The sequence below is a fragment of the Pseudomonas sp. DC3200b2 genome (assembly GCF_049895785.1).
GTDB lineage: Bacteria > Pseudomonadota > Gammaproteobacteria > Pseudomonadales > Pseudomonadaceae > Aquipseudomonas > Aquipseudomonas massiliensis.
In genome coordinates, this window is sequence record NZ_JAFCTA010000005.1 from 323,755 (window position 1) to 348,608 (window position 24,854).

A 24,854-nucleotide genomic window follows, 5' to 3' on the forward strand; every position below is an offset into this window, starting at 1 on the left:
CGCACGCCGCCGCCTCAGGCGCCTATCAAGCCACCGTCCTGACGCGTGATCACCATCACCGAAGAACGCGGCTTGCCATTGGGCAGGTGCTCAGGGAAGGTTGAGCCGCCGTTCTCACCGGGATGCTGAATGCCCACGAAGAGGGTTCGATAGTCTGGCGCGAAGGCGATGCCAGTGACTTCGCAGCCGACCGGGCCCACCATGAACCGGCGGATCTCGCCCGTGGCCGGGTCCGCGGCGAGCATCTGGTTGTTGCCCATGCCTGCGAAATCACCGGTATTGCTCACGTCCCCATCGGTCAGTATCCACAGCCGCCCGCTGGCATCGAAGCCAAGGCCGTCCGGGCTGTTGAACATGTTCTGCGCGGTAATGTTGGCCGAGCCGCGCTTGGGCCCTTGAGGGTTGGCCTGAGGGTTGCCCGCCACCACGAACAGGTCCCATTCGAACGCTGCGGCGCCGTGGTCATTGGCCTCGGGCTTCCAGCGCAGGATCTGACCGTAGACGTTCTTCTCGCGCGGGTTCGGCCCACCCACAGGCTGACCGTCCTCGCCGCGTTTCACGTTGTTGGTCAGGGTGCAGTACACCTGGCCGTCCAGGGGGCTGATGACGATCCACTCGGGGCGGTCCATCCGCGTGGCCTTGACCGCGCTTGCGGCCAGGCGCGCATGCACCAGGACCTGTGCCTGGCTGGCGAAGCCGGCCTGGGCGTCCAGCCCATCACGCCCATGCTCCAGCGCCACCCACTCGCCGCGGCCCTTGGGCCGGTCCGGATTGCCGTCGCCGGCGTCGAAGCGGGCGACGTAGAGGGTGCCGTGGTCGAGCAGGTCGCGGTTGGCCTTGGGGTTGGCGTGGTCGATGCGGTCACGGCTGATGAATTTGTAAATGAACTCCCCGCGTTCATCGTCACCCATGTACACCACCGCCCGGCCATCGGCGGTTTCGCCCACGGCCGCGTTTTCGTGCTTGAAACGGCCCAGCGCAGTGCGCTTGACCGGGGTGGAGGCCGGGTCGAAGGGGTCGATTTCCACCACCCAGCCGTGGCGGTTCAATTCGTTGGGGTTGCGTGAAACATCGAAGCGTTCGTCATGGGTGTGCCAGCCAATTTCTTTGCTGGCGGGGGCCAGCCCGTAGCGCTTTTGCGCGGCGTCGAGCTTGGCGTCCGGCTGGCTGCAGCCGAAACAGTCGGTGAAATTCTCCTCGCAGGTAAGGTAGGTACCCCATGGCGTCTTGCCGTTGGCGCAGTTCTGGAAGGTACCGAACACCTGGCGCCCGCTGGGGTCGGCGGCGGTCTTGAGCAACTCGTCGCCCGCGGCCGGGCCGCTGAAACGCAAGGGCGTGTTACCGTGGATACGCCGGTTGTACTTCGAACCCTGCACGAAGCGCCATTGGCCTTGTTCGCGGCGCACCTCGATTACCGAGACCCCCTCCACGGCCAGTGCCTTTTGCACCTCGGCGGCCGACACAGGTTGGCCTCCGTGCTCGTACAGATAGCGATAGTTGGTGTATTCGTTGTTGATCGCCATCAGCGCGCGGTCAGGGTCGTCCGGGAACGGGAAGAAGCTCATGCCGTCGTTGTTGTCACCGAACTGCTGCTCATGGGTTTTCGCATCGGCCCGCCCGCTGGGGTCGAAGGCGGGGCTGCCAGCATGCAGCGGCTGGCCCCAACTGATCAGTACCTTGGCCTGGTAGCCTGGCGGCAAGGTAACGGTGTCAGTGGTAACGGCGGCGATGGAGTCGAAGCCTAGCAGCGACCCCTTGGCGTTTTCCACTGCCTGGGCCAAGGTGCTGCGAGCCAGCAGGCCGCCGCCAAGGAACATGGCGGCGCCGCACAGGGCCCCGGCGCCGATGAAACGGCGCCGGCTCAGGCCTACATAGCGTTCGAGATCGGTGGGCTGTTCGTTGTCGTTATAAGTGGTCATGGTCGGCTCCCTGCGGTTCAGCCCGCCACGTTAACCAGACCTCATGACGGTTTGGTGACGATGCCGTCACCCGTCAGAGCGGCCGCCCCAGCAGCACGGAGCCAGGGTCGAAGCAGGCCAGCAGATCGGTGCCGGTCCGCAAGCCCAGGGCTTGCACTTGCTCGCCATCGGCGAGGGCGCAAAGGGTTAGGCCATTGCTCAGGGCCAGGCGTACCTCGGCTGGCCCCGAGTCAGCTGGCTCAAGGGCTTCGACGCGAGCCAGCAGGGCGTTGTGTCCGTTCGCGGGTGAAGTCTGGCTGCCTTGCAGCTGGATCCAGCCTGCTTTCATCAGCGCACTGACAGGTACCCCCAGGGCCAGCCGCAGGCGACGGGTACTGTCCGGGGTGATCCGGGCCTTTATCGCTACCCCACCGCCCAGGTCCAGGTGGATCAGGTCCATGCCCTCGGCCCGCTCGATCAGCGTTACCTTGCCGGCCAGCTGGTTGCGCGCGCTGGTATGCAGCAGCAAGCGGCCAAGCAGGTCCAGGTCGGCGCTATCTTCAGCGATTGCCAGGATCTGGGCTTGCAGCGCCTGCAAGCGCTGGTACAGCCGCAACACGCGGGCGCCGTCCTCGCTCAGGCGCGCGCCGCCTCCGCCTCGGCCTCCCACGCTGCGCTCCACCAGTGGGCAAGGCGCCAGGTTGTTGAGCTCGTCGATGGCGTCCCAGGCCCCTTTGTAGCTAAGGCCGGCCGCTCGCGCCGCCCGGGTGATGGAGCCCTGTTCGGCAATGTGCTGCAACAACGCGATCCGCTGTGGGCGCTGCCAGAAGTAGTGGGACAGTTCGGGCGGTAAAGACATGGCCAGGTTCGCGCAAAGCCATGACCTTGCGCCGCGCCTGGCCCCTCGTCAAGCCACCACGCCACTGGCGGTACGGGCCAGGCAATAGACATCCACCCGGTGGGCGTCTGCCTCGAGCAGTAGCCTTGCCAGGGCCGTCGCGGTCGCGCCAGTGGTCATGACGTCATCGACGATGGCCAGGTGCAGGCCCTGGACCTTCGCCTTCGCGCTCAAGGCGAAGGCCCCCTTCAGGTTGCCTTGTCGGGCAACCAGGTCCAGGCCTTGCTGGGCCGGCGTGTTGCGCAGGCGCACCAGGCTACCGGCCGGTGCCGGGATGCGCAGCCGTCTCGATAGGTCATCGGCCAAGGCTTGCGCCTGGTTGAAGCCGCGCTGGCGCAAGCGCTTGGCCGCCACCGGTACGGCCAGCAATTGCTGGGGCCGCTGCAGCCCCTGCTGGTAGCGGTGAGTGAGCCAAGCGCCAAGCCTGTCGGCCAGCAGTCGACCCATCGGGCGGTTTCCCCTGTGTTTAAAGGCCAGGATGGCTGCATCCAGAGGGAAATCGTAGGTCCAGGGGGCTTCGACGCAGGCGAACGGCGGCGGTGCCACTTCGCATTTCGCGCAACACTGGCTATCGAAGGTCAGCGGCAGCGCGCAGTGCAGGCAACGCTGGCGGGCCCAGGGCAAATCCTCTTCGCAGCCCGAGCAGAGCGGGTAAGGGTTATCGCCGCGGGCCCCACAGAAATAACAGGTTTGATTAAATTTTGAGCATATGTCGACCAGCAGGTCGCGTAGCGGTTGACAGCGCATGGGCCTTCCTTGACCATTTGTTTACTACCGTGAACCGCCAGGCGTGGTCGCCCGGCGCCTCTGCATAAAACAAGGAAACCCCGATGAGCGCCAGCCTGAACAGCCCGCTGCGTCATGATTGGACCCTGTCCGAAGTCAAGGCCCTCTTTACCCAGCCCTTCAACGACCTGCTGTTCCAGGCCATGAGCGTGCACCGCGCCCACTTCGATCCCAACCAGGTTCAGGTTTCCACGCTGCTGTCGATCAAGACCGGCGCCTGCCCGGAAGACTGCAAGTACTGCCCACAGTCCGGGCACTACAACACTGGCCTGGAGAAAGAAAAGCTGCTCGAAGTGCAGAAGGTCATCGAGGAAGCCGCCCGCGCCAAGGCCATTGGTTCCACGCGCTTCTGCATGGGCGCGGCCTGGAAGCATCCGTCGGCCAAGGACATGCCTTATGTGCTGGAGATGGTCCGTGGAGTCAAGGCGCTGGGCCTGGAAACCTGCATGACCCTGGGGCGCCTGGACCGTGACCAGACCGTGGCCCTGGCCGAAGCCGGCCTGGACTACTACAACCACAACCTGGATACCTCGCCGGAGTTCTACGGCAACATCATCACAACCCGTACCTATGGCGAGCGCCTGCAGACCCTGGCCTATGTCCGCGACGCGGGCATGAAGATCTGCTCCGGCGGCATCCTGGGCATGGGCGAGTCCCTGGACGACCGCGCCGGCCTGCTGATTCAACTGGCGAACCTGCCGGAGCATCCGGAGTCGGTACCGATCAACATGCTGGTGAAGGTCGCTGGCACCCCGCTGGAAAATGCCGAGGACGTCGACCCCTTCGATTTCATTCGCATGCTGGCCGTGGCGCGCATCCTGATGCCCCGTTCTCATGTACGGCTGTCCGCGGGTCGCGAGCAGATGAACGAACAAATGCAGGCCTTGGCCTTCATGGCCGGAGCCAACTCCATCTTCTACGGCGAGAAGCTGCTGACCACCGCCAACCCTCAGGCGGACAAGGACATGCGCCTGTTCGCCCGCCTGGGTATCCGCCCGGAGGCCCGTGAAGAGCATGACGACGAGGTTCACCAGGCGGCGATCGAGCAAGCGTTGGTGGAGCAGCGTAGCGGCGAACTGTTCTACGACGCGGCGGCCGTGTAAGGCATGGCGTTCGACCTTCAGGCGCGCCTGGCTCAACGGCGCGCTGAAAGCCTTTATCGCCAGCGTCCCACCCTGGAAAGTCCCCAAGGGCCAGACGTAGTCGTGGATGGCCAGCGGTTATTGGCTTTCTGCAGTAACGATTACCTGGGCCTGGGCAATCATCCGGAGGTGATCAAGGCGTGGCGCGACGGTGCCGAACGCTGGGGCGTAGGTGCCGGGGCATCGCATCTGGTGATCGGCCATAGCGCCCCGCACCATGCGCTGGAGGAAGCCCTGGCCGAATTGACCGGGCGACCCCGCGCCCTGCTGTTTTCCACAGGCTACATGGCCAACCTGGGGGCCGTGACGGCCTTGGTAGGCAAAGGCGACAGTGTGTTCGAGGATCGCCTCAACCATGCGTCCCTGCTGGACGCGGGCCTGCTCAGCGGTGCCCGTTTCTCTCGCTATTTGCACAACGACCCGGCCAGCCTGGCCAGCCGACTGGCGGGCGCCCAGGGAGACGCCCTGGTGATCACCGACGGCGTGTTCAGCATGGATGGCAACCTCGCCGATTTGCCTGCCCTTGCCCAGGTGGCCCGGGCCAGGGATGCATGGCTGATGGTGGACGATGCTCATGGCGTGGGTGTGCTCGGCGCCCAGGGAGGCGGCATCGTGGAGCACTTCGGTCTTGGCCTGGAGGAGGTGCCCGTATTGGTCGGCACCCTCGGCAAGGCGTTCGGCACCGCTGGCGCCTTCGTCGCCGGTAGCGAAGCCCTGATCGAGTGCTTGATCCAGTTCGCCCGGCCTTACATCTACACCACCGGCCAGCCCCCCGCGCTGGCTTGCGCAACCTTGAAGAGCCTGGAGTTGGCGCGCCGGGAAACCTGGCGGCGGGAGCACCTGGCGGCCCTGGTAGAGCAGTTTCGCAGCGGTGCCCAGGCCTTGGGCCTTGACCTGATGCCCAGCCACACGCCCATCCAGCCCATCGTGGTGGGCAGTAGCGAGCGTGCCATGGCGTGGTCCGGGCGTTTGCGCGAACGCGGCTTGCTGGTCACGGCCATTCGCCCGCCCACGGTGCCGGCCGGCAGCGCCCGCTTGCGAGTCACCCTGAGCGCGGCCCATAGCCAGGCCCAAGTCGCGCGCCTGCTTGAGGGTTTGGCTGAATGCCAGGCGCAACTGGGGGCCTTGGATGAGTGAAGTATTGGCCCTGCTGTCGGGCTGGGGGTTGGGCCTGGAGCCATTGCAACCTTTGGCCAAGGCGCTGGAAGCCGCTCGCCCGGGCGTGCAGGTGGAACTCATACCGCTGCCACAGCTAGGCGCCGCTGGGGCAGCGCTGACCGCGCTGGACCAGGTAGTGCCCGCAGGTGCCTGGCTGCTGGGCTGGTCGTTGGGCGGCATGCTGGCAACCGCGCTGGCGGCGCGTCGTGGCGCGGCTTGCCCGGGGCTGATTACCTTTGCCAGCAACCCCTGTTTCGTCGCCCGCGAGGATTGGCCTGCGGCCATGGCGCCAGAGGTATTCGACGGCTTTGCACAGCTGTGCGCAACCGACCGGGCCGCTACGCTCAAGCGCTTCTCGCTGCTCTGCGCTCAGGGGAGCCCGGCTGCGCGTGGCCTGGCCAAGCAGTTGGCCGAGGGCGGCCCCGCCTATGCCGACTCGGCCGCGCTGGGATTACTGGCCGCGCTGGACAACCGAGCCGCCATGGCGCGCCTGCGACTGCCACAGTTGCACCTGTTCGCCGAGGCTGATGCCTTGGTGCCGATAGCGGCTGCCACGGCCTTGGGCAAGCTGGCACCAGGCGCCATTGTGGCAACGATGCCCGGATGCCATGCCTGGGTGAACGAGGCGGCCACGGAGGTGGCGGTCCGAGTGGCAGCGTTCATTGAGGAGACGGCATGACCGAGATTCATGCCGGTTTGCCGGACAAGCGTCAGGTCGCGGCCTCGTTCTCCCGCGCCGCCACGACCTACGACAGCGTCGCCGCCTTCCAGCGTGGGGTCGGGGAGCATCTGTTAAGCATGCTTCCTCCAACGCTGACGCCGCGCCTGTGGCTGGACCTGGGCAGCGGCACCGGCCATTTCAGCCGTCGGCTGGACCAATGCTTTACCTCGGCGCAAGGGCTGGCCCTGGATATCGCCGAGGGCATGCTCGCCCATGCGCGTGGACTGGGCGGGGCTGCCTGGCATATTGCCGCGGATGCAGAGAGCCTGCCTCTGCGCCCTGACACGCTGGACCTGGTATTCAGCAGCCTGGCGCTGCAATGGTGTGGCGACTTCGGTCGGGTGCTTGCCCAAGTGCGCGATGCGCTCAAGCCCGGGGGGCATTTTGCGTTCAGCAGCCTATGCACCGGCACCCTGGCCGAGTTGCGCAACAGTTGGGAGGCCGCCGACGGGCAGGTGCATGTGAACCGCTTCCGCGCGTTCGAAACCTACCAGCGCCTGTGCGCCGAGAGCGGCCTGACGGTGCTGGAGCTTGAATGCCGGCCTTGGGTACTCCACTACCCGGACGTACGCGGCCTCACTCACGAACTCAAGGCGCTCGGCGCCCACAACCTTAACCCTGGCCGCCCGGGAGGCCTTACCGGCCGCGCCCGTGTCGCCGCCATGCTGCAGGCCTACGAACGCTGGCGCACCCCCGCCGGGCTGCCCGCCACTTATCAAGTGGTGTATGGCGTTCTGAGCAAGGCTTGAGGAGACAGACTGATGACTGCTGCTTATTTCGTAACCGGCACCGATACCGAAGTCGGCAAGACCACCCTCAGCGCCGGGCTGCTTCAGGCTGCCAAACGCCAAGGCCTGAGCACTCTCGGCGCCAAGCCGGTGGCCTCCGGCTGCGAATGGGTCGAGGGGGCGCTACGCAACAGCGACGCCTTGGCACTCATGGCCGAAAGCACCTTGAAGCTGCCCTATGAAGCCATCAATCCCTACGCCTTCGAACCGGCCATTGCACCCCATATCGCCGCGCAAGAGGCAGGCGTAGGGCTGACCGCCAAGGCCCTGCTGTCCCCCATGCGCAAGGTGCTCGCCGAGCAGGCAGACTTCACCCTGATCGAAGGGGCGGGTGGCTGGCGCGTACCCCTGGCCGGGGAAGACAACCTGTCCGACCTGGCCATTGCCTTGGGCCTGCCCGTGATACTGGTGGTCGGAGTGCGCCTGGGATGTATCAACCATGCCGTGCTTACGGCCGAAGCCATTGCCCGTGATGGCCTGCAACTGGCGGGCTGGGTGGCCAACATCATCGACCCTAGTACCTCTCGTCTGGACGCCAACCTCGATACCCTGGCCCAACGGCTGTCTGCCCCGTGCCTAGGAGGAGTGCCGCGCCTGGACCTTCCCGGCGCTGCCGCAGTGGCCGACCATCTGGACCTGAGCCGGCTGGCCTGACCAACGTCGCTTTACGTCGTCCGTGGACGGCGTACACTGATGGCACATAGCCAAGCAGGGGCACCGCCGCCATGCAGATTACCTCTTCGATGAATTCCGGCCTCAGCCTGATCCAGGCTGCCAGTGCACGCTTCGATAACGCCGCCACTGCCGTGGCCGGCGTGGCGAACGACAGTCCTACCCTGAGCCAATCCACTGGCTACCAGGCCCAACGGCTCCAGGCCGTGGACAGCAGCCAGCAAACCGACCTGGCCGCGCTCACGGTGCAGATGACCCAGGCAGCCTTGCAGGTAGAGGCCGGGGCGAAGGTGGAAAAGGCGTCCGACCGGGCACTGGGAACGATGATCGATACCTATGCCTGAAGCGCTCACTGAACGCTTCGTTACCTTGCTTCACTAAGCATCCGAATGCACAGACGCCCCGCCCGCGCTTTAGCGTAGGCGGGGCGTCTTGCTTTGGCTCGAGGTGACAGGCTGCACCCAAGGGCCTATTGACAACCCATCTGGCATAAACGTATGTTTCAAACACCTGTTTGACGCGTCCGCCGTGGGTGGATGCCTCTATTATTGCGGTTTACCTCCCATCGGATTCAGCACAGAGGTTTTCGTTATGCCCGAGTTCAAGGCCCCCTTGCGTGATATTCGCTTCGTTCGTGACGAATTGCTCGGCTACGAGGCGCACTATCAAAGCCTGCCTGGCTGCCAGGACGCGACTCCGGATATGGTGGATGCCATCCTCGAGGAAGGCGCCAAGTTCTGCGAGCAGGTGCTGGCGCCGCTCAACCGCGTCGGCGACCTGGAAGGCTGCACCTGGTCCGAAGCAGGGGTAAAGACCCCTACCGGTTTCAAGGAAGCCTACCAGCAGTTCGTCGAAGGCGGCTGGCCAAGCCTGGCCCATGACGTTGAACACGGTGGCCAGGGCCTTCCCGAGTCCCTGGGCCTGGCGATCAGCGAACTGGTGGGTACCGCCAACTGGTCCTGGGGCATGTACCCGGGCCTGTCCCATGGCGCCATGAACACCATTTCCGCGCATGGCACCCCTGAGCAACAGCACACCTACCTGACCAAGCTGGTGTCCGGCCAATGGACCGGCACCATGTGCCTGACCGAGCCCCACTGCGGTACCGACCTGGGCATGCTGCGCACCAAGGCCGAGCCACAGGCCGATGGCAGCTACAAGGTCAGCGGCACCAAGATCTTCATCTCGGCCGGCGAACACGACATGGCCGAGAACATCGTGCACATCGTACTGGCTCGCCTGCCGGATGCTCCCGCCGGCACCAAGGGGATTTCCCTTTTCATCGTGCCCAAGTTCCTGCCCAATGCCGAAGGTGGCGTGGGTGAGCGCAACGGCGTGTCCTGTGGTTCCCTGGAGCACAAGATGGGTATCCACGGCAACGCCACCTGCGTGATGAACTTCGACGGCGCGACCGGCTTCCTGATCGGCCCGGCCAACAAGGGCCTGAATTGCATGTTCACCTTCATGAACACCGCGCGCCTGGGCACCGCGCTGCAGGGCCTGGCCCATGCCGAGATCGCCTTCCAGGGCGGCCTCAAATATGCCCGCGAGCGCCTGCAGATGCGTTCGCTGACCGGCCCGAAAGCACCGGAAAAACCGGCCGACCCGATCATCGTGCATCCGGACGTGCGTCGCATGTTGCTGACCATGAAAGCCTTCGCTGAAGGCAACCGGGCGATGGTGTACTTCACCTCCAAGCTGGTGGACATCGTCAAGTACAGCCAGGACGAGGAAGAGAAGAAGCGCGCTGATGGCCTGCTGGCCTTCATGACGCCTATCGCCAAGGCCTTCATGACCGAAGTGGGCTTCGAAGCCGCCAACCACGGCGTGCAGATCTACGGAGGCCACGGCTTCATCGCCGAGTGGGGCATGGAGCAGAATGTACGCGACAGTCGTATTTCCATGCTCTATGAAGGCACCACCGGCGTGCAGGCCCTCGACCTGCTGGGCCGCAAGGTGTTGATGACTCAGGGCGAGGCGCTCAAGGGCTTCACCAAGATCGTGCACAAGTTCTGCCAGGCCCAGGAAGGCAATGCCGCCGTGGCCGAGTTCGTGGCGCCCCTGGCGCAATTGAACAAGGAGTGGGGCGAGCTGACCATGAAAGTGGGCATGGCCGCCATGAAGGACCGCGAAGAAGTGGGTGCCGCCTCGGTGGACTACCTGATGTACTCCGGTTACGCCTGCCTGGCCTACTTCTGGGCGGACATGGCGCGTGTGGCCGCCGCCAAGCTGGCCGAAGGTACGTCCGAGGAAGCCTTCTACAAGGCCAAGATCAGCACCGCGCGCTTCTACTTCCAGCGCATCCTGCCGCGTACCCGTACCCACGTGGCGGCCATGCTGTCCGGTGCCGGCAACCTGATGGAACTGGACGAAGCGGCGTTCGACCTGGGTTATTGAAGCCTGCGCTGTCTTGATTCACCCGGTGGGAGCCAGCGAAGCTGGCGAATTCGGCCTTGATTCACGGCCATTCGCCGCTGTCGCTGGATCCCATCAAAAACCTTCCGGAGAGTTCCAGGCAGCCGCGCTTGCGCGGCTGTATGAATCGAATTTTCCAAGCAAGCCTTCCGACCAATTGCGCCGCTAATGTGTATCGAGCTGCTAGAGTTTCGCTTCGTCCTTTGACGAATGCCTCATTCTTTCGCAGGCAAGGCCGATACAAATAAAGGCACAATGCCATAACCTGTCTGCTGGGTCGGAGCCAGTCCCCTTGCCGCGTTTATCCGCCTATCGCTATAGCCATTTCGTTCCGTCTGTCCTGCTGCTTGTGGCGGGCCTGGCGGCAGCGTACGTGCGGGACCTGAATGTGTTCTTCACGTCGCTGTTCAATGTCCTTCCTACCTTGGTCCTGCTGTTGGGCGGCGCCTACTGCACGGTCTATCGCCGCCAGCGGGAGCTGTTCCTCATGGTGACGGTGTACATCGCCTATTTCCTGCTCGATACCCAGACCGACTATTACCGGGACAACGGTAAGGTCAGGGAAGACGCCGCCGTGATCTTCCATCTCTGTTGCCTCTTGTTGCCCCTGCTCTATGGGCTTTACGGCGCCTGGCAGGAACGCACCCACTTGCTCCAGGATATGGTCGCCCGCTTCGCCGTGCTGCTGGCGGTGGGCAGCGTAGCCCTGGGGCTCGAGCAAAGTTTTCCCCAGGCCCTGTTGAACTGGCTGGCGGACATACGCTGGCCGGCGTTGCATGGGCAATGGATGAGCCTGATCCAGTTGGCCTATCCGGTCTTCGTCTTGATGTTCGTTCTTCTGGGGGTGCAATACGTGCGTAGCCCCAGGCCCTTGCATGCCGCCCAGTTGGTCGGCTTGGCAGGGCTGTTCTGGATGCTGCCGAAGACCTTCATCCTGCCGTTCACCCTGAACATCATGTGCAGCCAGGTGATGCTGATGATTGCCGCGGCTGTTGCCCACGAGGGCTACCAGATGGCCTTCCGTGACGAGCTGACCGGCCTGCCGGGGCGGCGGGCGCTCAATGAGCGCCTGCAGCGGTTGGGGCGCAATTATGTGATCGCCATGAGCGATGTGGACCACTTCAAGCGCTTCAACGACACCCATGGCCATGATGTAGGTGACCAGGTGCTACGCCTGGTGGCCAGCAAGCTGGGCAAGATCGGCGGTGGCGGCCGCGCCTACCGCTACGGTGGAGAGGAGTTCGCGCTGGTGTTCGCAGGCAAGACGCTGGAGGAGTGCCTGCCTCATCTGGAAGTGGTGCGCGGCGTGATCGCCGCCTACGTCATTCACTTGCGCGACCCGGACCGGCCGGTGGATGACCAGCAAGGCCGACAACGGCGCGGAGCCAGCGGCGCCTCCCAGGTATCGGTGACCATCAGCATTGGCGTGGCCGAGCGGCAACTGGAGCAGCGTAGCCCGGAAGAAGTCATCAAGGCTGCCGACCAGGCCCTTTATGCGGCGAAGGGGGCTGGACGCAACTGTGTGATCGCCCAGGGCCAAAACCGGCGAGGCGCCATCCGTACCAAGGCTGCGTGACTTTTATGGCGGTTTTGGTCATGCCATGACGCTACGTCTCTGATTTGTTGTTGGGCTACACTGGCGCCATCCCTGTACCTTTACTGCGAGGTTGCCATGGCCGACTACAAAGCTCCGCTGCGTGATATGCGTTTCGTATTGGAAGAGGTGTTCGATGCGCCCGCGCAGTGGGCTGCACTCCCAGGCCTGGCAGAAGTGGTGGACAGTGAAACCGCCATGGCGGTGCTGGAAGAGGCCGGCAAGCTGACGGCCAGTGCGATCGCGCCCTTGAGCCGCGCCGCGGACGAAGAAGGCTGCCACTATGCCGATACTGTGGTCACTACGCCCAAGGGCTTCGTCGAAGCTTACAAGACCTACGCTGAAGGCGGTTGGGTCGGCGTTGGCGGCGACCCGGTCTACGGCGGCATGGGCATGCCCAAGGCTATCTCGGCTCAGGTCGAGGAGATGGTCAACGCCTCCAGCCTCGCCTTCGGCCTGTACCCCATGCTCACGTCCGGAGCCTGTCTGTCCATCGCCGCCCATGCCAGCGAGGCGCTGAAGGAACGCTACCTGCCCAATATGTATGCCGGCGTCTGGGCCGGCTCCATGTGCCTGACCGAGCCTCATGCCGGCACGGATCTGGGGATCATCCGCACCCGCGCCGTTCCTCAGGGCGACGGCAGTTACCGGGTCAGCGGTACCAAGATCTTCATCACCGGTGGCGAGCATGACCTTGCTGAAAACATCATTCACCTGGTGTTGGCCAAGCTGCCCGATGCGCCTGCCGGGCCCAAGGGTATCTCCCTGTTCCTGGTGCCCAAGGTGATGGTGAACGACGATTGCAGCCTCGGGCAGCGCAACGCCGTGACCTGCGGTTCCATCGAGCACAAGATGGGCATCCAGGCATCGGCGACCTGCGTGATGAACTTCGACGACGCCGTTGGCTACCTGGTGGGCGAAGAGAACAAAGGCCTGGCGGCCATGTTCACCATGATGAACTACGAACGATTGGGCGTAGGCATCCAAGGCCTGGCCTCTGGAGAGCGGTCTTACCAGAACGCCATCGAGTACGCCCGGGAGCGCTTGCAGAGCCGTGCGCCCACCGGCGCCCAGGCAAAGGACAAGATCGCCGACCCCATCATCGTCCACCCGGATGTGCGCCGGATGCTGCTGACCATGAAGGCGCTGAATGAAGGCGGGCGGGCGTTTTCCACCTATGTGGCCATGCAGCTTGACGTGGCCAAGTACGCCGAAGACGCTGCTCAACGCACCCGCGCGGAGAACCTGGTGGCACTGCTGACGCCGGTGGCCAAGGCGTTTCTCACCGATGCCGGACTGGAAACCACGGTCCATGGCCAGCAGGTATTCGGCGGCCATGGTTATATCCGCGAGTGGGGCCAGGAGCAGCTGGTACGCGACGTGCGGATCACCCAGATCTACGAAGGCACCAACGGCATCCAGGCGCTGGACCTCATGGGGCGCAAGGTAGTGGGTAACGGCGGAGCCTTCTACAAACTGTTCTCGGACGAGGCGCGGGCTTTCGCCGAGGCCGGCGATGACCACCTGCGCGAGTTTACAGGCCCCTTGTTGGCCGCGTTGAACACGCTGGATGCACTTACGAACTGGGTATTGGACCGGGCCAAGGCGAACCCGCAGGAAATCGGTGCAGCCTCGGTCGAATACCTGCAAGCGTTCGGCTATACCGCCTATGCCTATATGTGGGCTCGCATGGCGCAGGCCGCGCTCAAGGGTGAAGGGGACACCTTCTACGCCAGCAAGCTGGGCACGGCGCGGTTCTATTTCGCTCGGTTGCTGCCGCGCATCCATTCCCTGGCCGCGGCGGTCAAGGCAGGCAGCGAGTCGCTCTATCTCATGGACGCGGCCGACTTCTGAAGGGCTTACAAGGTGTAAGCCACAGCTTACATACCCTGGTGGAAATGACTGATTGGCGGCCTTGGGGGGCTTCGGTATCTTGTGCACATGGACGTAGCGCAGGAAGCGCCGAACAGAAAAGGGACACGACAAGGATTACTGCCAAGGTTGGCGGGATGACAAGGATTTCAGGGAAACAAGTCTGCAAACCCCGCTTCGGCGGGGTTTCTTGTTTGCGGGCTATAAAGGTCCGGAGCCTTTGCGCCACTGAACCGCAGCGGCGCGCCAAGGTCTGTTCGGTATACCTTCAAGGAAGCCAAGCCATGGACCTGATCCGCATCATCTTCGCCATTCTCCTGCCTCCGCTGGGCGTTTTCCTGCAAGTCGGCTTCGGTGGCGCCTTCTGGCTGAACATCCTGCTGACCCTATGCGGCTACATCCCCGGCATCGTGCATGCCGTGTACATCATCGCCAAACGCTAGGCGCGCTTGCGGATATGGGATTTCGGCAGCTGGCGCTGCTTCCTACTGGATTGCTTTCCCGCTCATGGCAGGTAGTAGGAGCTAGCGCAAGCTAGCGAAAGGCGCTGGCCTCTACAGGCTATCGTAAAACGCCCATTCGCATTCCAGGGCATGGGCCAGGTTGCTGGCCAGGCGGAACCCGTGGCGCTCTTCCGGGTAATAGTGGGCTTGCACGGGAATTCCCTTGGCCTCCAGGGAAGCGACCATCGCGGCGGTCTGCTCCGGCACCACTACCGTATCCAGCGCGCCCTGGAAGAAAATGACCGGCACCTGGATGCGTTCCGCATGGATCAAGGGTGTGCGTTCGGCATAGCGCTGGGCATCCCGGGCGGGATCGCCGATAAGCCAATCCAGGTAATCCGCCTCGAATTTGTGGGTTTCCAGGGCCAGGGCCTTGGGGTCGCTCACGCCATAGAGGCTGGCGCCGCCGCTGAACGTATCGAGCATAGCCAGGGCGCACAGTGTGGTGTAACCGCCGGCGCTGCTGCCGCGAATGAAGGCGCGCTGGCTGCGTACCCAGCCCTGGTCGCGTAGCCAGGTCACGGCATTGCCAGCATCCTCCACATCCACTACGCCCCATCGCTGATGCAGCGCCATGCGGTAATCACGGCCATAGCCGCTGCTGCCACGGTAATTCAGGTCGGCCACGGCAAAGCCACGCTGGCACCAGAACTGGATGCGCGGGTCCAGCACCGGGTAGGTAGCCGAGGTAGGACCGCCATGGATGAACACCAACAAAGGTGCTTGCGTGGCATCGCTGGCGGCAGGATAAAAGAAACCATGGGCCTGACCGTCGCCGCTGGGATAGGAGAATGGTCTGGGTTGGCTGATCTGCTCGGCCGGAAGCAGTGGCTCGGCGCCTGCCAGTACCTGAAGCTCGCCGCTGGCCCGGTCTACCGCCACCACCGAGGCCGGTCTGACAGGCGAGGCGGCGATGGCGTAGACATGGGTGTCATCAGCACACAGGCTGCGGAAGCGGCTGAAACCATTGCCGTATTCACGCAGGTCGCGCCCGGCCCGACGCTCGCCCAGGTGGCCGTACCCCTCGCTGAACCAGGTCGCGATAAAGCCGCCCTCGCCCAAGGGATGCCAGGTGGCGGGGCCCAGCTGCCAAGGCGCCGCCGCGTGATCGCCCGGCTCGGCGGGCAAGGGGCCCCAGCCGGATGCCTGCTCGGCCCAGGGCTGCCAATAGCCGTTGCGGTCGCTCAGGCAGCCGAGACGGCCTTGAGCATCGAAGCGCGGCTGCTGCAGGGATTCGGCTTCTTCCTGTCCAGCGATACAGATGGGCCGCGACCAGTTACCGTTCCGCTCGCGCTGGGCGCACATCAACCGGGTACGGGTCCAGGGCAGTTCCGGGCGGCTCCATTCCACCCAGGCCAGGCGGTCTCCCGCAGGGCTGAGCGTGGCGGCGGCGTAGAAGTCCGCCCCCTCGGCCAGTACGCTGCGCTCACCACTGGCACCATCGAAGGCGACCAGGCGATGGCTGGGGTAGGGCTGACCTGGGCACTCTTCGACCGCCAATACCTGGCCTCGATGGTAGGCCAGGCCGCCGTAGCGGTAGCCGCCAGCGCTGAGCAGCACTGGCGCGGTTCGCTTTGCCAGGGGTAGCCGATACAGTTGCTGGTCACGCTCGTTGACGAAGAAGAGCGCGTCCGGGCCCGCGCAGAACGACCCACCGCCATATTCATAGACACGGCTGCGCACGCTGACCTCGGGGGGCGTTACCAATTGGGCGTGGCCGTTGTGCCAGTGGTACAGGCGGCAGCCGCCTTCCTCCGGGCGAAACTCGTTCCAGAACAGGCCGGCCTCGCTCAGGGCCAGCTCGGCGAAGTCGCGTCCGGCGGCTACGACGGCCATGGCGTCGAGGCGCTCAGCCCCGTGCGATGATTTTTGAGTTCCGCTCATTTCGATAGGTCAGCTCTTCGATGGGCGTTGTACTGTATTCAGCTTCTTCGCGCGCGGCGAGAATCACCCCGTGATGGGCCGACTTGGCGCAGACCGGATCTGCGTTGCTGGCGTCGCCGGTGAGCATGAAGGCCTGGCAGCGGCAGCCGCCGAAGTCCTTGGTTTTCTCGTCGCAGGAGCGGCAAGGCTCCGGCATCCAGTCATAGCCGCGGAAACGGTTGAACCCAAAGGAGCGATACCAGATGTCGTCCAGGGAATGCTCGCGCACATTGGGGAAGGCCACCGGCAGCTGGCGGGCGCCATGACAGGGCAGGGCGGTGCCGTCCGGCGTGACGGTCAGGAACAGGCTGCCCCAGCCGTTCATGCAGGCCTTGGGGCGCTCTTCATAATAATCTGGTGTTACGAAAATGAGCTTGCACGGGTGGCCCTGGGCTTCCAGACGCGCGCGGTACTCGTTGGTGATGCGCTCGGCGCGCTCCAGCTGGGCGCGGGTCGGCAGCAGGCCGACACGGTTGAGCTCCGCCCAGCCATAGAACTGGCAGGTGGCGAGCTCGACGAAATCCGCCTCCAGCGCCAGGCACAACTCGATGATGCGGTCGATGCGGTCGATGTTATGTCGATGGGTCACGAAATTGAGCACCATGGGATAACCGCGCGCCTTGACGGCCTTGGCCATGGCCAGCTTCTGGGCGAAGGCTTTCTTCGAGCCGGCCAGTAGGTTGTTCACCTGCTCGTCGCTGGCCTGGAAACTGATCTGGATATGGTCAAGGCCCGCGGCCTTGAAGCTGTCCAGGCGTTCTTCGGTCAAGCCGATGCCAGAGGTGATGAGGTTGGTGTAGTACCCCAGTCGCCGGGCCTCGCCGATCAGCTCGGCCAGATCCTGGCGCACCAGCGGCTCGCCACCGGAAAAGCCGATCTGGGCGGCGCCCATTTCCCGCGCCTGGGCCATGACCCGGAACCATTCCTCGGTGCTCAATTCCTTGCCCTGGGCGGCGAAGTCCAGGGGGTTGGAGCAATAGGGACATTGCAGCGGGCAGCGGTAGGTCAACTCGGCCAACAGCCAGAGCGGTAGGCCCACGGGCGGGGCCGCTGGCTCAGACGAGCTGGAGCCAATGCTTTTCACGCGCAACCTCCATGAACTGTTCGACGTCGTCGGCCAGCTCCGGCACGCCGGGGAACTGCTGTTCGAGGCTGTCGATGATGGCCGCCACGCTGCGCTGGCCATCGATCAGCGCGCCTATGGCGCCGGCACTTGCGTTGAGCTTGATCATGCCCTCGGGGTAGAGCAGGACGTGCCCCTTCTGCGCAGGCTCATATTGGAATCGATAACCAGGGCGCCACTGGGGAACGCGGGTACGGTCGAAGGTCATAGGGCAATGCCTTTGTGCCAGACCCGTTCCCGGGTCACACTGTGGTAAGGGGGCCGGTCCAGCGCGTAGGCCATGGTCATGGCGTCGAGCATGGTCCAGAGAATGTCCAGTTTGAATTGCAGGATTTCCAGCATGCGCTGCTGGCCTTCTACCGTGGTGTAGTGGGCCAGGGTAATGGCCAGGCCGTGCTCGACGTCCCGGCGGGCCTGGCCCAGGCGGGTGCGGAAATACTCATACCCGGCTGGGTCGATCCAGGGGTAATGGGTTGGCCAACTGTCCAGGCGCGACTGGTGGATCTGCGGGGCGAACAGTTCCGTGAGCGAACTGCTGGCCGCTTCCTGCCAGCTGGCACGGCGAGCGAAGTTCACATAGGCATCCACCGCGAAACGCACCCCCGGCAGTACCAGCTCCTGCGAGCGCAGCTGGTCAGGGTCCAGTCCCACGGCCTGGCCCAGGCGCAGCCAGGCTTCGATGCCACCGTCCTCGCCGGGCGCGCCGTCGTGGTCGAGCAAGCGCTGAATCCACTCGCGGCGTACTTCGCGGTCAGGGCAGTTGGCCAGGATGGCCGCGTCCTTCAGCGGAATGTTCACCTGATAATAGAAGCGGTTGGCGACCCAGCCCTGGATCTGCTCGCGGGTGGCGTGGCCTTCGTACATCGCCACGTGATAAGGGTGATAGATGTGGTAATAGGCTCCCTTGGCACGCAGGGCCTGTTCGAATTGTGCCGGGGTCATGGCGTGTTGGCTCATGGGGCCTCTCATGTCTGTGTAACTGCCGGTGAAGCTGGCTGGGCCATGACAGCAGGCCACCTGCGCCAGCTTCGCTGCCTTCTATAGCCGGATGCTCATGCCATCGTAGGCGACTTCCACGCCACGGCGCTCCACTTCGGCGCGTTCCGGCGAGTCCTCGTCCAGGATGGGGTTGGTGTTGTTGATGTGGATCAGCACCTTGCGTGGTACGTTCAGCCCGTCCAGCACCTCGAGCATGCCGCCGGGGCCGTTCTGAGCCAGGTGTCCCATCTCCCGCCCGGTGCGGGTGCCTACCCCACGGCGCTGCATTTCGTCGTCTTCCCATAGGGTACCGTCCACCAGCAGGCAATCGGCCTCGGCCATGCGCGCCAGCAGGGTATCATCCACCTGGCCCAGGCCAGGCGCGTAGAACAGGCGACCGCCGGTGTTCAGGTCTTCCACGATCAGCCCCAGGTTATCCCCAGGGTGGGGGTCGAACCGGTGCGGCGAATAGGGTGGCGCGGCGCTGCGCAGTGGCAGCGGGGTAAAGCGCAAGGCGGGGCAGGCGGGCACGGTGAAGGGCTGGTCCAGGCCAATGGGTTGCCACTGCAGACCGCCGTTCCAGTGGCTGAGCATGTTGAACAACGGAAAGCCGGTGGTGAGGTCCTGGTGGACCATGTCCGTGCACCAGACCTGATGCGGGCAGCCCTCGCGCAGGCTGAGCAGGCCGGTGGTATGGTCGATCTGGCTGTCGAGCAGGATGATCGCGCCGATGCCGGTGTCACGCAGCGCACGGCCGGGTTGCAGCGGGGCGAAGCTTTGCAGCTGGGCGCGAATATCCGGCGAGGCATTGCACAGAATCCAGTTCACGCCATCGTCGGACAAGGCGATGGACGACTGGGTCCGGGCCTGGGCCCGCAGCGTGCCTTTGCGCAAGCCGTGGCAGTTGGGGCAGTTGCAGTTCCATTGGGGAAAACCCCCACCGGCCGCCGAGCCGAGGATCTGAATGTACATGAGGGCTCCCTGTCGAGCGCAAATGAAAACGCCCCGGAAGTTCGGGGCGTCGCTTGCGAAAGGCTCCGACGGCAGCAAGGCCCGTCGGAGTCAGCGCGATCAACGGTTGGCGAAGTACATGGTCACTTCGAAGCCGATGCGCAGGTCGGTGTAGGCAGGTTTAGTCCACATGGGCAGATCCTCGGTAAGGGATGATAGGTCGGCATAGTTTAGTCCACCCGTAGGAGCGGACGTTCAAGCCGAGTCAGGCCACCATTGTACCGAAAGTAACCGGCCAGTTAGGCTAAAAAAAAAGAAAGCGCTTTACCGTTACGGTAAAGATGCCGTCCCCGCCGCCCACCCTTTGGGTGCCTCGCCGCCGTTGGCCAGCACCAGCCAGCCATGCTCGGCATTGACCAGGCGCCACGCCGCGCTGACCAGGTCGGCCGAGCGCAAATCGCCCAGGGCCTGCTGCAAGCGCCCAAGGTAGCCCTCGCTATGGCCGCCCAGGTGAGCTTGCCAAAGGGTGTCGGCCAACTGGCCGTTATCCATTTCTTCGGGTTTGAGCCGGTTGAGCAGCGCCTGCCGTAGCCCCGCCAGTTTCTCGCTGCCCAGGTTGCCGACCAACCGCGGCAACTGCTTGAGGAACTGTTCGATATGGCCCAGCAACGCCGGCTGATCCGTGCCTGGCGACTGCACGCCGAATACCAGGCCGGGCTGGCCGGCGATCTGGCGGAAGCTGCTGAACACGGCATACCCAAGTTGCTGCTCCACTCGTAGCCGCTCATAGAAGGGCGTCTGGGCGATCTGGGCGATGAACCGCCAGGCGGCATCTTCCGCGATCGAGGCCGCTGGGGCGGGGCAGAAGAGCAGAAGCGCGTGCTCGCCATTGGCCGCGGAAATGGGTTGCCAACGCTTGCCTTGCATCGGCCGTGCTCGCGCTGGCATGCGAGGGTCTGGCTGGCCCGGCATGGCGCGCAAGGCAAGGTTCAGCGCGCTGCGGCTCGCATCATTGAAGCCCACCGCCAAGCCTTCCCAACGGGCCACGCTCCACAACTTGTGCAGCCTGCCGGGCTGGATATCTCCAGGTTGCTGGCGCACGGTAACGCGTGACAGCCCCAGGCAGTGCTCGGGCAATTGGCGCAGCAGTTCGCGAATAGGGGTTTGCGGGGTAGACGGCAGGGTTTCGGCGTGGCGCCAGGCTTCGGGTGGGGGGGCGGCACATACGGCCAGTACCTGTTCAAGCAGCGCCGGCATGGGCTCGCCGATACCGCTCAAGCGCAGTTGCCAATCTTCACCCAGGCGGGTGAACAACAGCTTGACCCCAGCTTGGCGCGCTTCCTGCACCAGGCGCTGCTGGCCCCGATCGACCACTTGCCACAACCCCTGCTGGTGCGAGCCGCCCAGGTTCCAGCGCAGTATCACTTCAGCTTCATGGCCTGCCTTGTCGGCGCCACTGGCATAGCGCATGGCCCGCGGGTCTGGCACTGGCTGCTCGGGACGTCGGCTGGGCCGCAGGAAGCGATTGCGCTGGGGCAGCCGCCAATGTGCGCTGATGACAGACGCCCCGGCCGGTGACGGTGGCAGCGGATGCAAGGCCCGCTCCGGGCGCAACTGTCCCAATAAGGCGCGTAGCGCGCTCAGACCCTGGGCATCCAGGCAAGGCCCGTGTATTTGCGGTTGGGCCAGCCGACGCGCCAGCTCCAGGGCGCCGCAGGTCAGCCGCTGGCGGTTCTGCAGTAACGCATATTCCTCGCGCAGCATCGGCCAGTCGTCCACTGCCTCGAAGAATTCCAGCCAGTCGAAGGCCAGCGCCTTGATGGCGGGGAGGGCCTGCTGGCCGCTGGCGGTAAGCTGGAATTCGATGTCGATCAGGGCCTGGTCCTGGTACTGATAAGGCACCTTGACCCGCAGGCTTTCGATCAACTCCCGGCGCAGCAGCTCGGCCTGCAAGCCGCCGGGCTGGGCATTGGCGCACCAGGTGCTGAAGAATGCGATGGCCTGGGGCGTGCCCTCGGGCAGGCCCTCGCAAGCGAACGCCAGGTTGAAGCGAGGCCCCGGGGGCTGTGCCTGTGGCTCGCCGCTGTCATCCAGCAGCCGCGGTGGGGCCGGGGCCGGACGTGGCTTGCCGCGCGGTATCACCGACGCGGCGCGCTGGGCCACCCGCATCAGGTAGTCTTCCGGCTGCGGGCCCACCAGCGTCAGGGTCATGCGACCGCTGTGATAATGGTCCAGGTGGAACTGCCGCAGGGCGACCTGGAAATCCGCGCGGCCCAGCGGCAGGCTGTAGCGGTTGCCCGCATGGAAGGCGCGCAGCGGGTGGCGCGCCGAAAGCGGGCCGGTCAGCCACAGCTGATGATGGGCCTCGTTGTCCCGGGACCAACTGATGAATTCCGCGTGCAACACTTCGCGCTCGCGGCGCTGATCCGAGGCGGAGAGCCGAGGATTGACCAGCATTTCGCACAGTCGCTCCAGCGCGCCGGAAAAGGCCGGTACCGGCACCTCGAAGAAAAAGTCCGTGGCGCGCTCGCCAGTGGAGGCATTGAGTTGCCCACCCTGTCGTTGGACGAACGGCATCAGGGCCTGGTCGCCAGCGAACCGGGCAGTGCCCAGGAAAAACAGATGCTCGAGAAAGTGGGCCAGGCCGGGCCAGGCGGCATCAACGTCATGGCTGCCGGCGTCGACCCGCAAGAAAGCCGCCGCGCGCTTGAGGCGTGGCTCATGGCAGATGTTCACGCGCAGCCCATTGTCGAGTACCAGCGTCTCGCTGGCGGCTGAAGTAACAGCAGACATGGGGATCCGATCCGGTGGCAACAGGCCTTCATCGTAGCGGATCCCCAGAGTGGCGGGGGAAATTTCGAGTAACAGAGAGGATGTGCGCGGCCTGGGGTCAGTTACGGAAGGCCGCGCCAGTGGCCACTACGCTGGCCGATGGTAACAATTGGCTGATGAAACGATTCCAGCGAGTGATGTTCGACGGCCCGACGAACACCACATCCGCGCGCTGCAGGTCGAACTGGCGCGCCAACAGGAAAGCCGTGGGCTTGCGGGCATCGAGGTAGAACACCGTGGGAGGTTCGCCATTATCGGCCTGGGCATTACGGATCACGTACACCGCTTCGGCGTTGGCGGTTTCCTGGCTCAGCCCGCCAGCGTTACCCAGTGCTTCCATCAGGTTGAAGGTACTACCGCCGTAGTTCATCACCTGGGGGTTATGCACTTCGCCGAGCACATACACCTTGTTGGCGCGATAGTTACCCAGGTGCAGCTGGTCGCCGTCCTTGAGGTAGATCCGGTTCAGCGGCGAGTCCTTGCGGTTGAGGGTGTCGATGTCCAACAGGTATTCCTTGCCGTCGCGCTTGAGAATCAGCCCGGCGAGGTTGGCGTTGTCCGCTTCGCCGCCGGCCTTGCTCAGCGCGCTGACCAGCGACAGCGGGATATTGGTGAGCGCCTGCGGTCCGGGGCTGCGGAAGGCGCCGGACAATACCACCCGCTGGCTTTCATAGCCCTGAACGTTCACGTCGACCTTGGCCACCGTCAGGTAGCGGGACAGGCGCTGCTGCAATTCGGCGCGGAACTGCTCGACAGTCTTGCCGCCGGCCGTGATGGCGCCGATGTAGGGGTAGTAGATGGTACCGTCGCCGCGCACCACGCGAGCGGCGGCACTGCCCTGGTCCGGCCCGGAAGGCGCGTTCAGCTCTTCATGCTCCCACACCGTCACCACCAGGGAATCCCCAGGGCCGATGCGATATTCTTCGGGCCTGAAGCCGAGCAGCTCGCCAGGTACCGGTTGCGGACGGTACAGCGACTGTTCCTGGGCCACGCTGGCGCTGGTGATCTGGACCACCCGCACCGGGCCGTTGATGCCCGTATCCTCGGAGGCATCGTCGGGGGTCATGTGTTGCCCAGGGGCGAAGGCACAACCCTGAAGCACCGCGCTCAACAACATGGCGACACACACATTGAGTTTCATGAAAGTCTTCCTTGGAAACGGGCTGCACAGCCCAAAGCATCAATAAGCGTTCTTGTTGACGAAACCCTTGAACAGCGTCAGTGCGATGATCTTCAGGTCCAGCCACACCGACCAGCGCTCGATGTAGTCCAGGTCGTACTCGACCCGTTTCTGCATCTTGTCCAGGGTGTTGGTTTCTCCGCGCCAGCCGTTGACCTGGGCCCAACCGGTGATCCCTGGCTTGACCTTGTGGCGCAGCATGTAGCAACTCACCAGGCGGCGGTACTGTTCGTTATGGGCTACCGCGTGGGGGCGCGGGCCCACGATGGACATGTCACCCATGAGCACGTTGAAGAACTGCGGCAGCTCGTCCAGGGACGTGCGCCGCAACAGCTTGCCCAGGGGCGTGATCCGGGCATCGTCGCGGCTGGCCTGACGCACCTCGGTACCGTTCTCCTGCACGGTCATGCTGCGGAATTTCCAGACCTTGATCGGGCGGCCATCGAGCCCGTAGCGCAGTTGGCGAAACAGCACCGGCCCCCGGGACGTGAGCTTGATGGCCAGGGCGATCAGCAGCATAGGCAAGGCGATCACCGCCAGGATCAGACTGGCGGCAACGATGTCTTCCAGGCGCTTGACCAGGCTGCTGGACCCCTCCATGGGGCTGTCGATCAGGCTGATGCTGGGCAGGCCGTTGATGCTTTCACTGCGTGCGTGCAGCAGGTCGAACATGAACACGTCCGGGATCAGGTACACCGAGGCCGTGGTGTCGCCCAGGGCCTTGACCAGTTGCAGGATCACCGCCTCCTGGGCCATGGGCAGCGTGATGTACACCTTGTCGATGCGTCCCTGGCGGGCATGTTCGATCAATTGGTCCAGGCCACCGCGCACGGTGACCCGACGGTTCAAGCCGGAAAGGTCCATCTGCTGCGGCTGGTCGTCATAGAAGCCGAACAGCCGTAGCCCCATCCAGGGCGCCCGGGCCATGGAAAGGGCCAGGCGTTCCCCTACTCGGCCGGTGCCGACGATGGCCACGTTGCGGGTGTTGAAACCACGCCGACGCAAGCTGTGCAGGCTGCTGCGAATGGCCAGCCGATAGCCACAGAGTATCGCCAGCACCACAGCGAATGCCTGCAACTGATGAGCCGTAGGCTGGGCCGCGTCGGTAGGCAACAGCTGGTCGGCCACCAGCAGGCACATGAAGGTCAGCGACCAGTAGGCCGCCACCCGTGCCAGCTCGCGGCCCACCCGCTCACCGCGCCAGGAGCCGTACAGCTTGTGGTATTCGCTCAGCCAGTGGAACACCAGCACGGCCAGCAATACCTTGGTCCAGGTTTCGCTGGTGATGGGGCGCAGGTCCAGCCACTCCACCCAAAGTGTGCCGCCGGCAATCACGGCCAGGTCGAGCAGGCGGTGCGCCAGGGACAGGAAGGACTGATGGGCGTGGAGGATGCCCTTGTTGGAAGTTGCCATAAGGTCG

Annotated in this window: 22 protein-coding genes; 10 read left to right on the top strand and 12 right to left on the bottom strand. The window is 64.4% G+C overall.

The window, feature by feature from the left end; all coding sequences use genetic code 11:
• Nucleotides 1–14: 14 nt before the first annotated feature.
• From ACP691_RS16665 to ACP691_RS16675, 3 genes are all read right to left on the bottom strand, one after another.
• Nucleotides 15–1,919, bottom strand: coding sequence for a PhoX family protein (locus ACP691_RS16665; protein ID WP_426151336.1), 1,905 nt, complete (start codon nt 1,917–1,919; stop codon nt 15–17).
• Between the two features lie 73 nt (nt 1,920–1,992).
• Nucleotides 1,993–2,757: a TOBE domain-containing protein gene (locus ACP691_RS16670; protein ID WP_426151334.1), complete on the bottom strand. Its 765-nt coding sequence runs from the start codon at nt 2,755–2,757 to the stop codon at nt 1,993–1,995.
• A gap of 48 nt (nt 2,758–2,805) precedes the next feature.
• Nucleotides 2,806–3,543, bottom strand: coding sequence for a phosphoribosyltransferase family protein (locus tag ACP691_RS16675; protein ID WP_426151332.1), 738 nt, complete (start codon nt 3,541–3,543; stop codon nt 2,806–2,808).
• An 83-nt stretch (nt 3,544–3,626) separates the two neighbouring features.
• Between ACP691_RS16675 and bioB the strand changes: the two genes are divergently transcribed.
• The 10 genes from bioB (at nt 3,627) to ACP691_RS16725 (ending at nt 14,387) form a co-directional block, all read left to right on the top strand.
• On the top strand, nt 3,627–4,685 hold the full coding sequence (gene bioB, locus ACP691_RS16680) for a biotin synthase BioB (RefSeq protein WP_426151331.1): 1,059 nt from the start codon (nt 3,627–3,629) through the stop codon (nt 4,683–4,685).
• Between the two features lie 3 nt (nt 4,686–4,688).
• Nucleotides 4,689–5,861 (top strand): 8-amino-7-oxononanoate synthase, encoded by a 1,173-nt coding sequence (gene bioF / locus ACP691_RS16685; RefSeq protein ID WP_426151329.1) that lies wholly within the window; start codon nt 4,689–4,691, stop codon nt 5,859–5,861.
• Nucleotides 5,854–6,561 carry an alpha/beta fold hydrolase gene (locus ACP691_RS16690; RefSeq protein WP_426151327.1) on the top strand — a complete coding sequence of 236 codons (708 nt, stop codon included), beginning with the start codon at nt 5,854–5,856 and terminating at the stop codon, nt 6,559–6,561. Before bioF ends, ACP691_RS16690 begins: the two co-directional genes overlap by 8 nt.
• Entirely contained in the window at nt 6,558–7,352 is a 795-nt protein-coding gene (gene bioC / locus ACP691_RS16695) for a malonyl-ACP O-methyltransferase BioC (protein ID WP_426151325.1), read from the top strand. The genes ACP691_RS16690 and bioC overlap by 4 nt, the downstream gene beginning before the upstream one ends.
• Before the next feature lie 12 nt (nt 7,353–7,364).
• Nucleotides 7,365–8,045, top strand: coding sequence for a dethiobiotin synthase (gene bioD / locus ACP691_RS16700; protein WP_426151323.1), 681 nt, complete (start codon nt 7,365–7,367; stop codon nt 8,043–8,045).
• Nucleotides 8,046–8,116: 71 nt separating this feature from the next.
• Nucleotides 8,117–8,407 (top strand): pyrroloquinoline quinone biosynthesis protein PqqE, encoded by a 291-nt coding sequence (locus tag ACP691_RS16705; RefSeq protein ID WP_426151321.1) that lies wholly within the window; start codon nt 8,117–8,119, stop codon nt 8,405–8,407.
• Between the two features lie 247 nt (nt 8,408–8,654).
• Nucleotides 8,655–10,460 carry a phenylacyl-CoA dehydrogenase gene (locus ACP691_RS16710; protein ID WP_426151319.1) on the top strand — a complete coding sequence of 602 codons (1,806 nt, stop codon included), beginning with the start codon at nt 8,655–8,657 and terminating at the stop codon, nt 10,458–10,460.
• A 310-nt stretch (nt 10,461–10,770) separates the two neighbouring features.
• Nucleotides 10,771–12,054, top strand: coding sequence for a diguanylate cyclase (locus tag ACP691_RS16715; RefSeq protein WP_426151317.1), 1,284 nt, complete (start codon nt 10,771–10,773; stop codon nt 12,052–12,054).
• Nucleotides 12,055–12,150: 96 nt separating this feature from the next.
• The gene (locus ACP691_RS16720) at nt 12,151–13,926 is read left to right on the top strand and encodes an acyl-CoA dehydrogenase C-terminal domain-containing protein (RefSeq protein WP_426151315.1); all 1,776 of its coding nucleotides are present in this window, start codon (nt 12,151–12,153) and stop codon (nt 13,924–13,926) included.
• A gap of 302 nt (nt 13,927–14,228) precedes the next feature.
• Nucleotides 14,229–14,387 (top strand): YqaE/Pmp3 family membrane protein, encoded by a 159-nt coding sequence (locus ACP691_RS16725; protein ID WP_011063854.1) that lies wholly within the window; start codon nt 14,229–14,231, stop codon nt 14,385–14,387.
• A 111-nt stretch (nt 14,388–14,498) separates the two neighbouring features.
• On the opposite strand, the gene ACP691_RS16730 is transcribed toward ACP691_RS16725, so the two are convergent.
• The 9 genes from ACP691_RS16730 to ACP691_RS16770 all read right to left on the bottom strand — a co-directional run bounded on the left by ACP691_RS16730 (nt 14,499) and on the right by ACP691_RS16770 (nt 24,847).
• Entirely contained in the window at nt 14,499–16,331 is a 1,833-nt protein-coding gene (locus ACP691_RS16730; protein ID WP_426151313.1) for an alpha/beta hydrolase family protein, read from the bottom strand.
• On the bottom strand, nt 16,297–17,454 hold the full coding sequence (pqqE, locus tag ACP691_RS16735; RefSeq protein WP_426151311.1) for a pyrroloquinoline quinone biosynthesis protein PqqE: 1,158 nt from the start codon (nt 17,452–17,454) through the stop codon (nt 16,297–16,299). The genes ACP691_RS16730 and pqqE overlap by 35 nt, the downstream gene beginning before the upstream one ends.
• Nucleotides 17,426–17,701: a pyrroloquinoline quinone biosynthesis peptide chaperone PqqD gene (gene pqqD, locus ACP691_RS16740; RefSeq protein WP_426151309.1), complete on the bottom strand. Its 276-nt coding sequence runs from the start codon at nt 17,699–17,701 to the stop codon at nt 17,426–17,428. Before pqqD ends, pqqE begins: the two co-directional genes overlap by 29 nt.
• Nucleotides 17,698–18,450, bottom strand: a complete 753-nt coding sequence (gene pqqC, locus ACP691_RS16745) for a pyrroloquinoline-quinone synthase PqqC (RefSeq protein ID WP_426151307.1) — start codon at nt 18,448–18,450, stop codon at nt 17,698–17,700. Before pqqC ends, pqqD begins: the two co-directional genes overlap by 4 nt.
• 81 nt (nt 18,451–18,531) lie before the next feature.
• Nucleotides 18,532–19,443: a pyrroloquinoline quinone biosynthesis protein PqqB gene (gene pqqB, locus ACP691_RS16750; protein WP_426151305.1), complete on the bottom strand. Its 912-nt coding sequence runs from the start codon at nt 19,441–19,443 to the stop codon at nt 18,532–18,534.
• A gap of 99 nt (nt 19,444–19,542) precedes the next feature.
• A complete protein-coding gene (gene pqqA / locus ACP691_RS16755) occupies nt 19,543–19,614 on the bottom strand; it encodes a pyrroloquinoline quinone precursor peptide PqqA (protein WP_003243383.1) in 72 nt (23 codons plus the stop codon).
• 138 nt (nt 19,615–19,752) lie between these two features.
• Nucleotides 19,753–22,215, bottom strand: coding sequence for a pyrroloquinoline quinone biosynthesis protein PqqF (pqqF, locus tag ACP691_RS16760; protein ID WP_426151303.1), 2,463 nt, complete (start codon nt 22,213–22,215; stop codon nt 19,753–19,755).
• A 97-nt stretch (nt 22,216–22,312) separates the two neighbouring features.
• Nucleotides 22,313–23,395, bottom strand: a complete 1,083-nt coding sequence (locus ACP691_RS16765; protein ID WP_426151301.1) for a polysaccharide biosynthesis/export family protein — start codon at nt 23,393–23,395, stop codon at nt 22,313–22,315.
• 39 nt (nt 23,396–23,434) lie between these two features.
• Nucleotides 23,435–24,847, bottom strand: coding sequence for an undecaprenyl-phosphate glucose phosphotransferase (locus tag ACP691_RS16770; protein WP_426151299.1), 1,413 nt, complete (start codon nt 24,845–24,847; stop codon nt 23,435–23,437).
• Nucleotides 24,848–24,854: the final 7 nt, after the last annotated feature.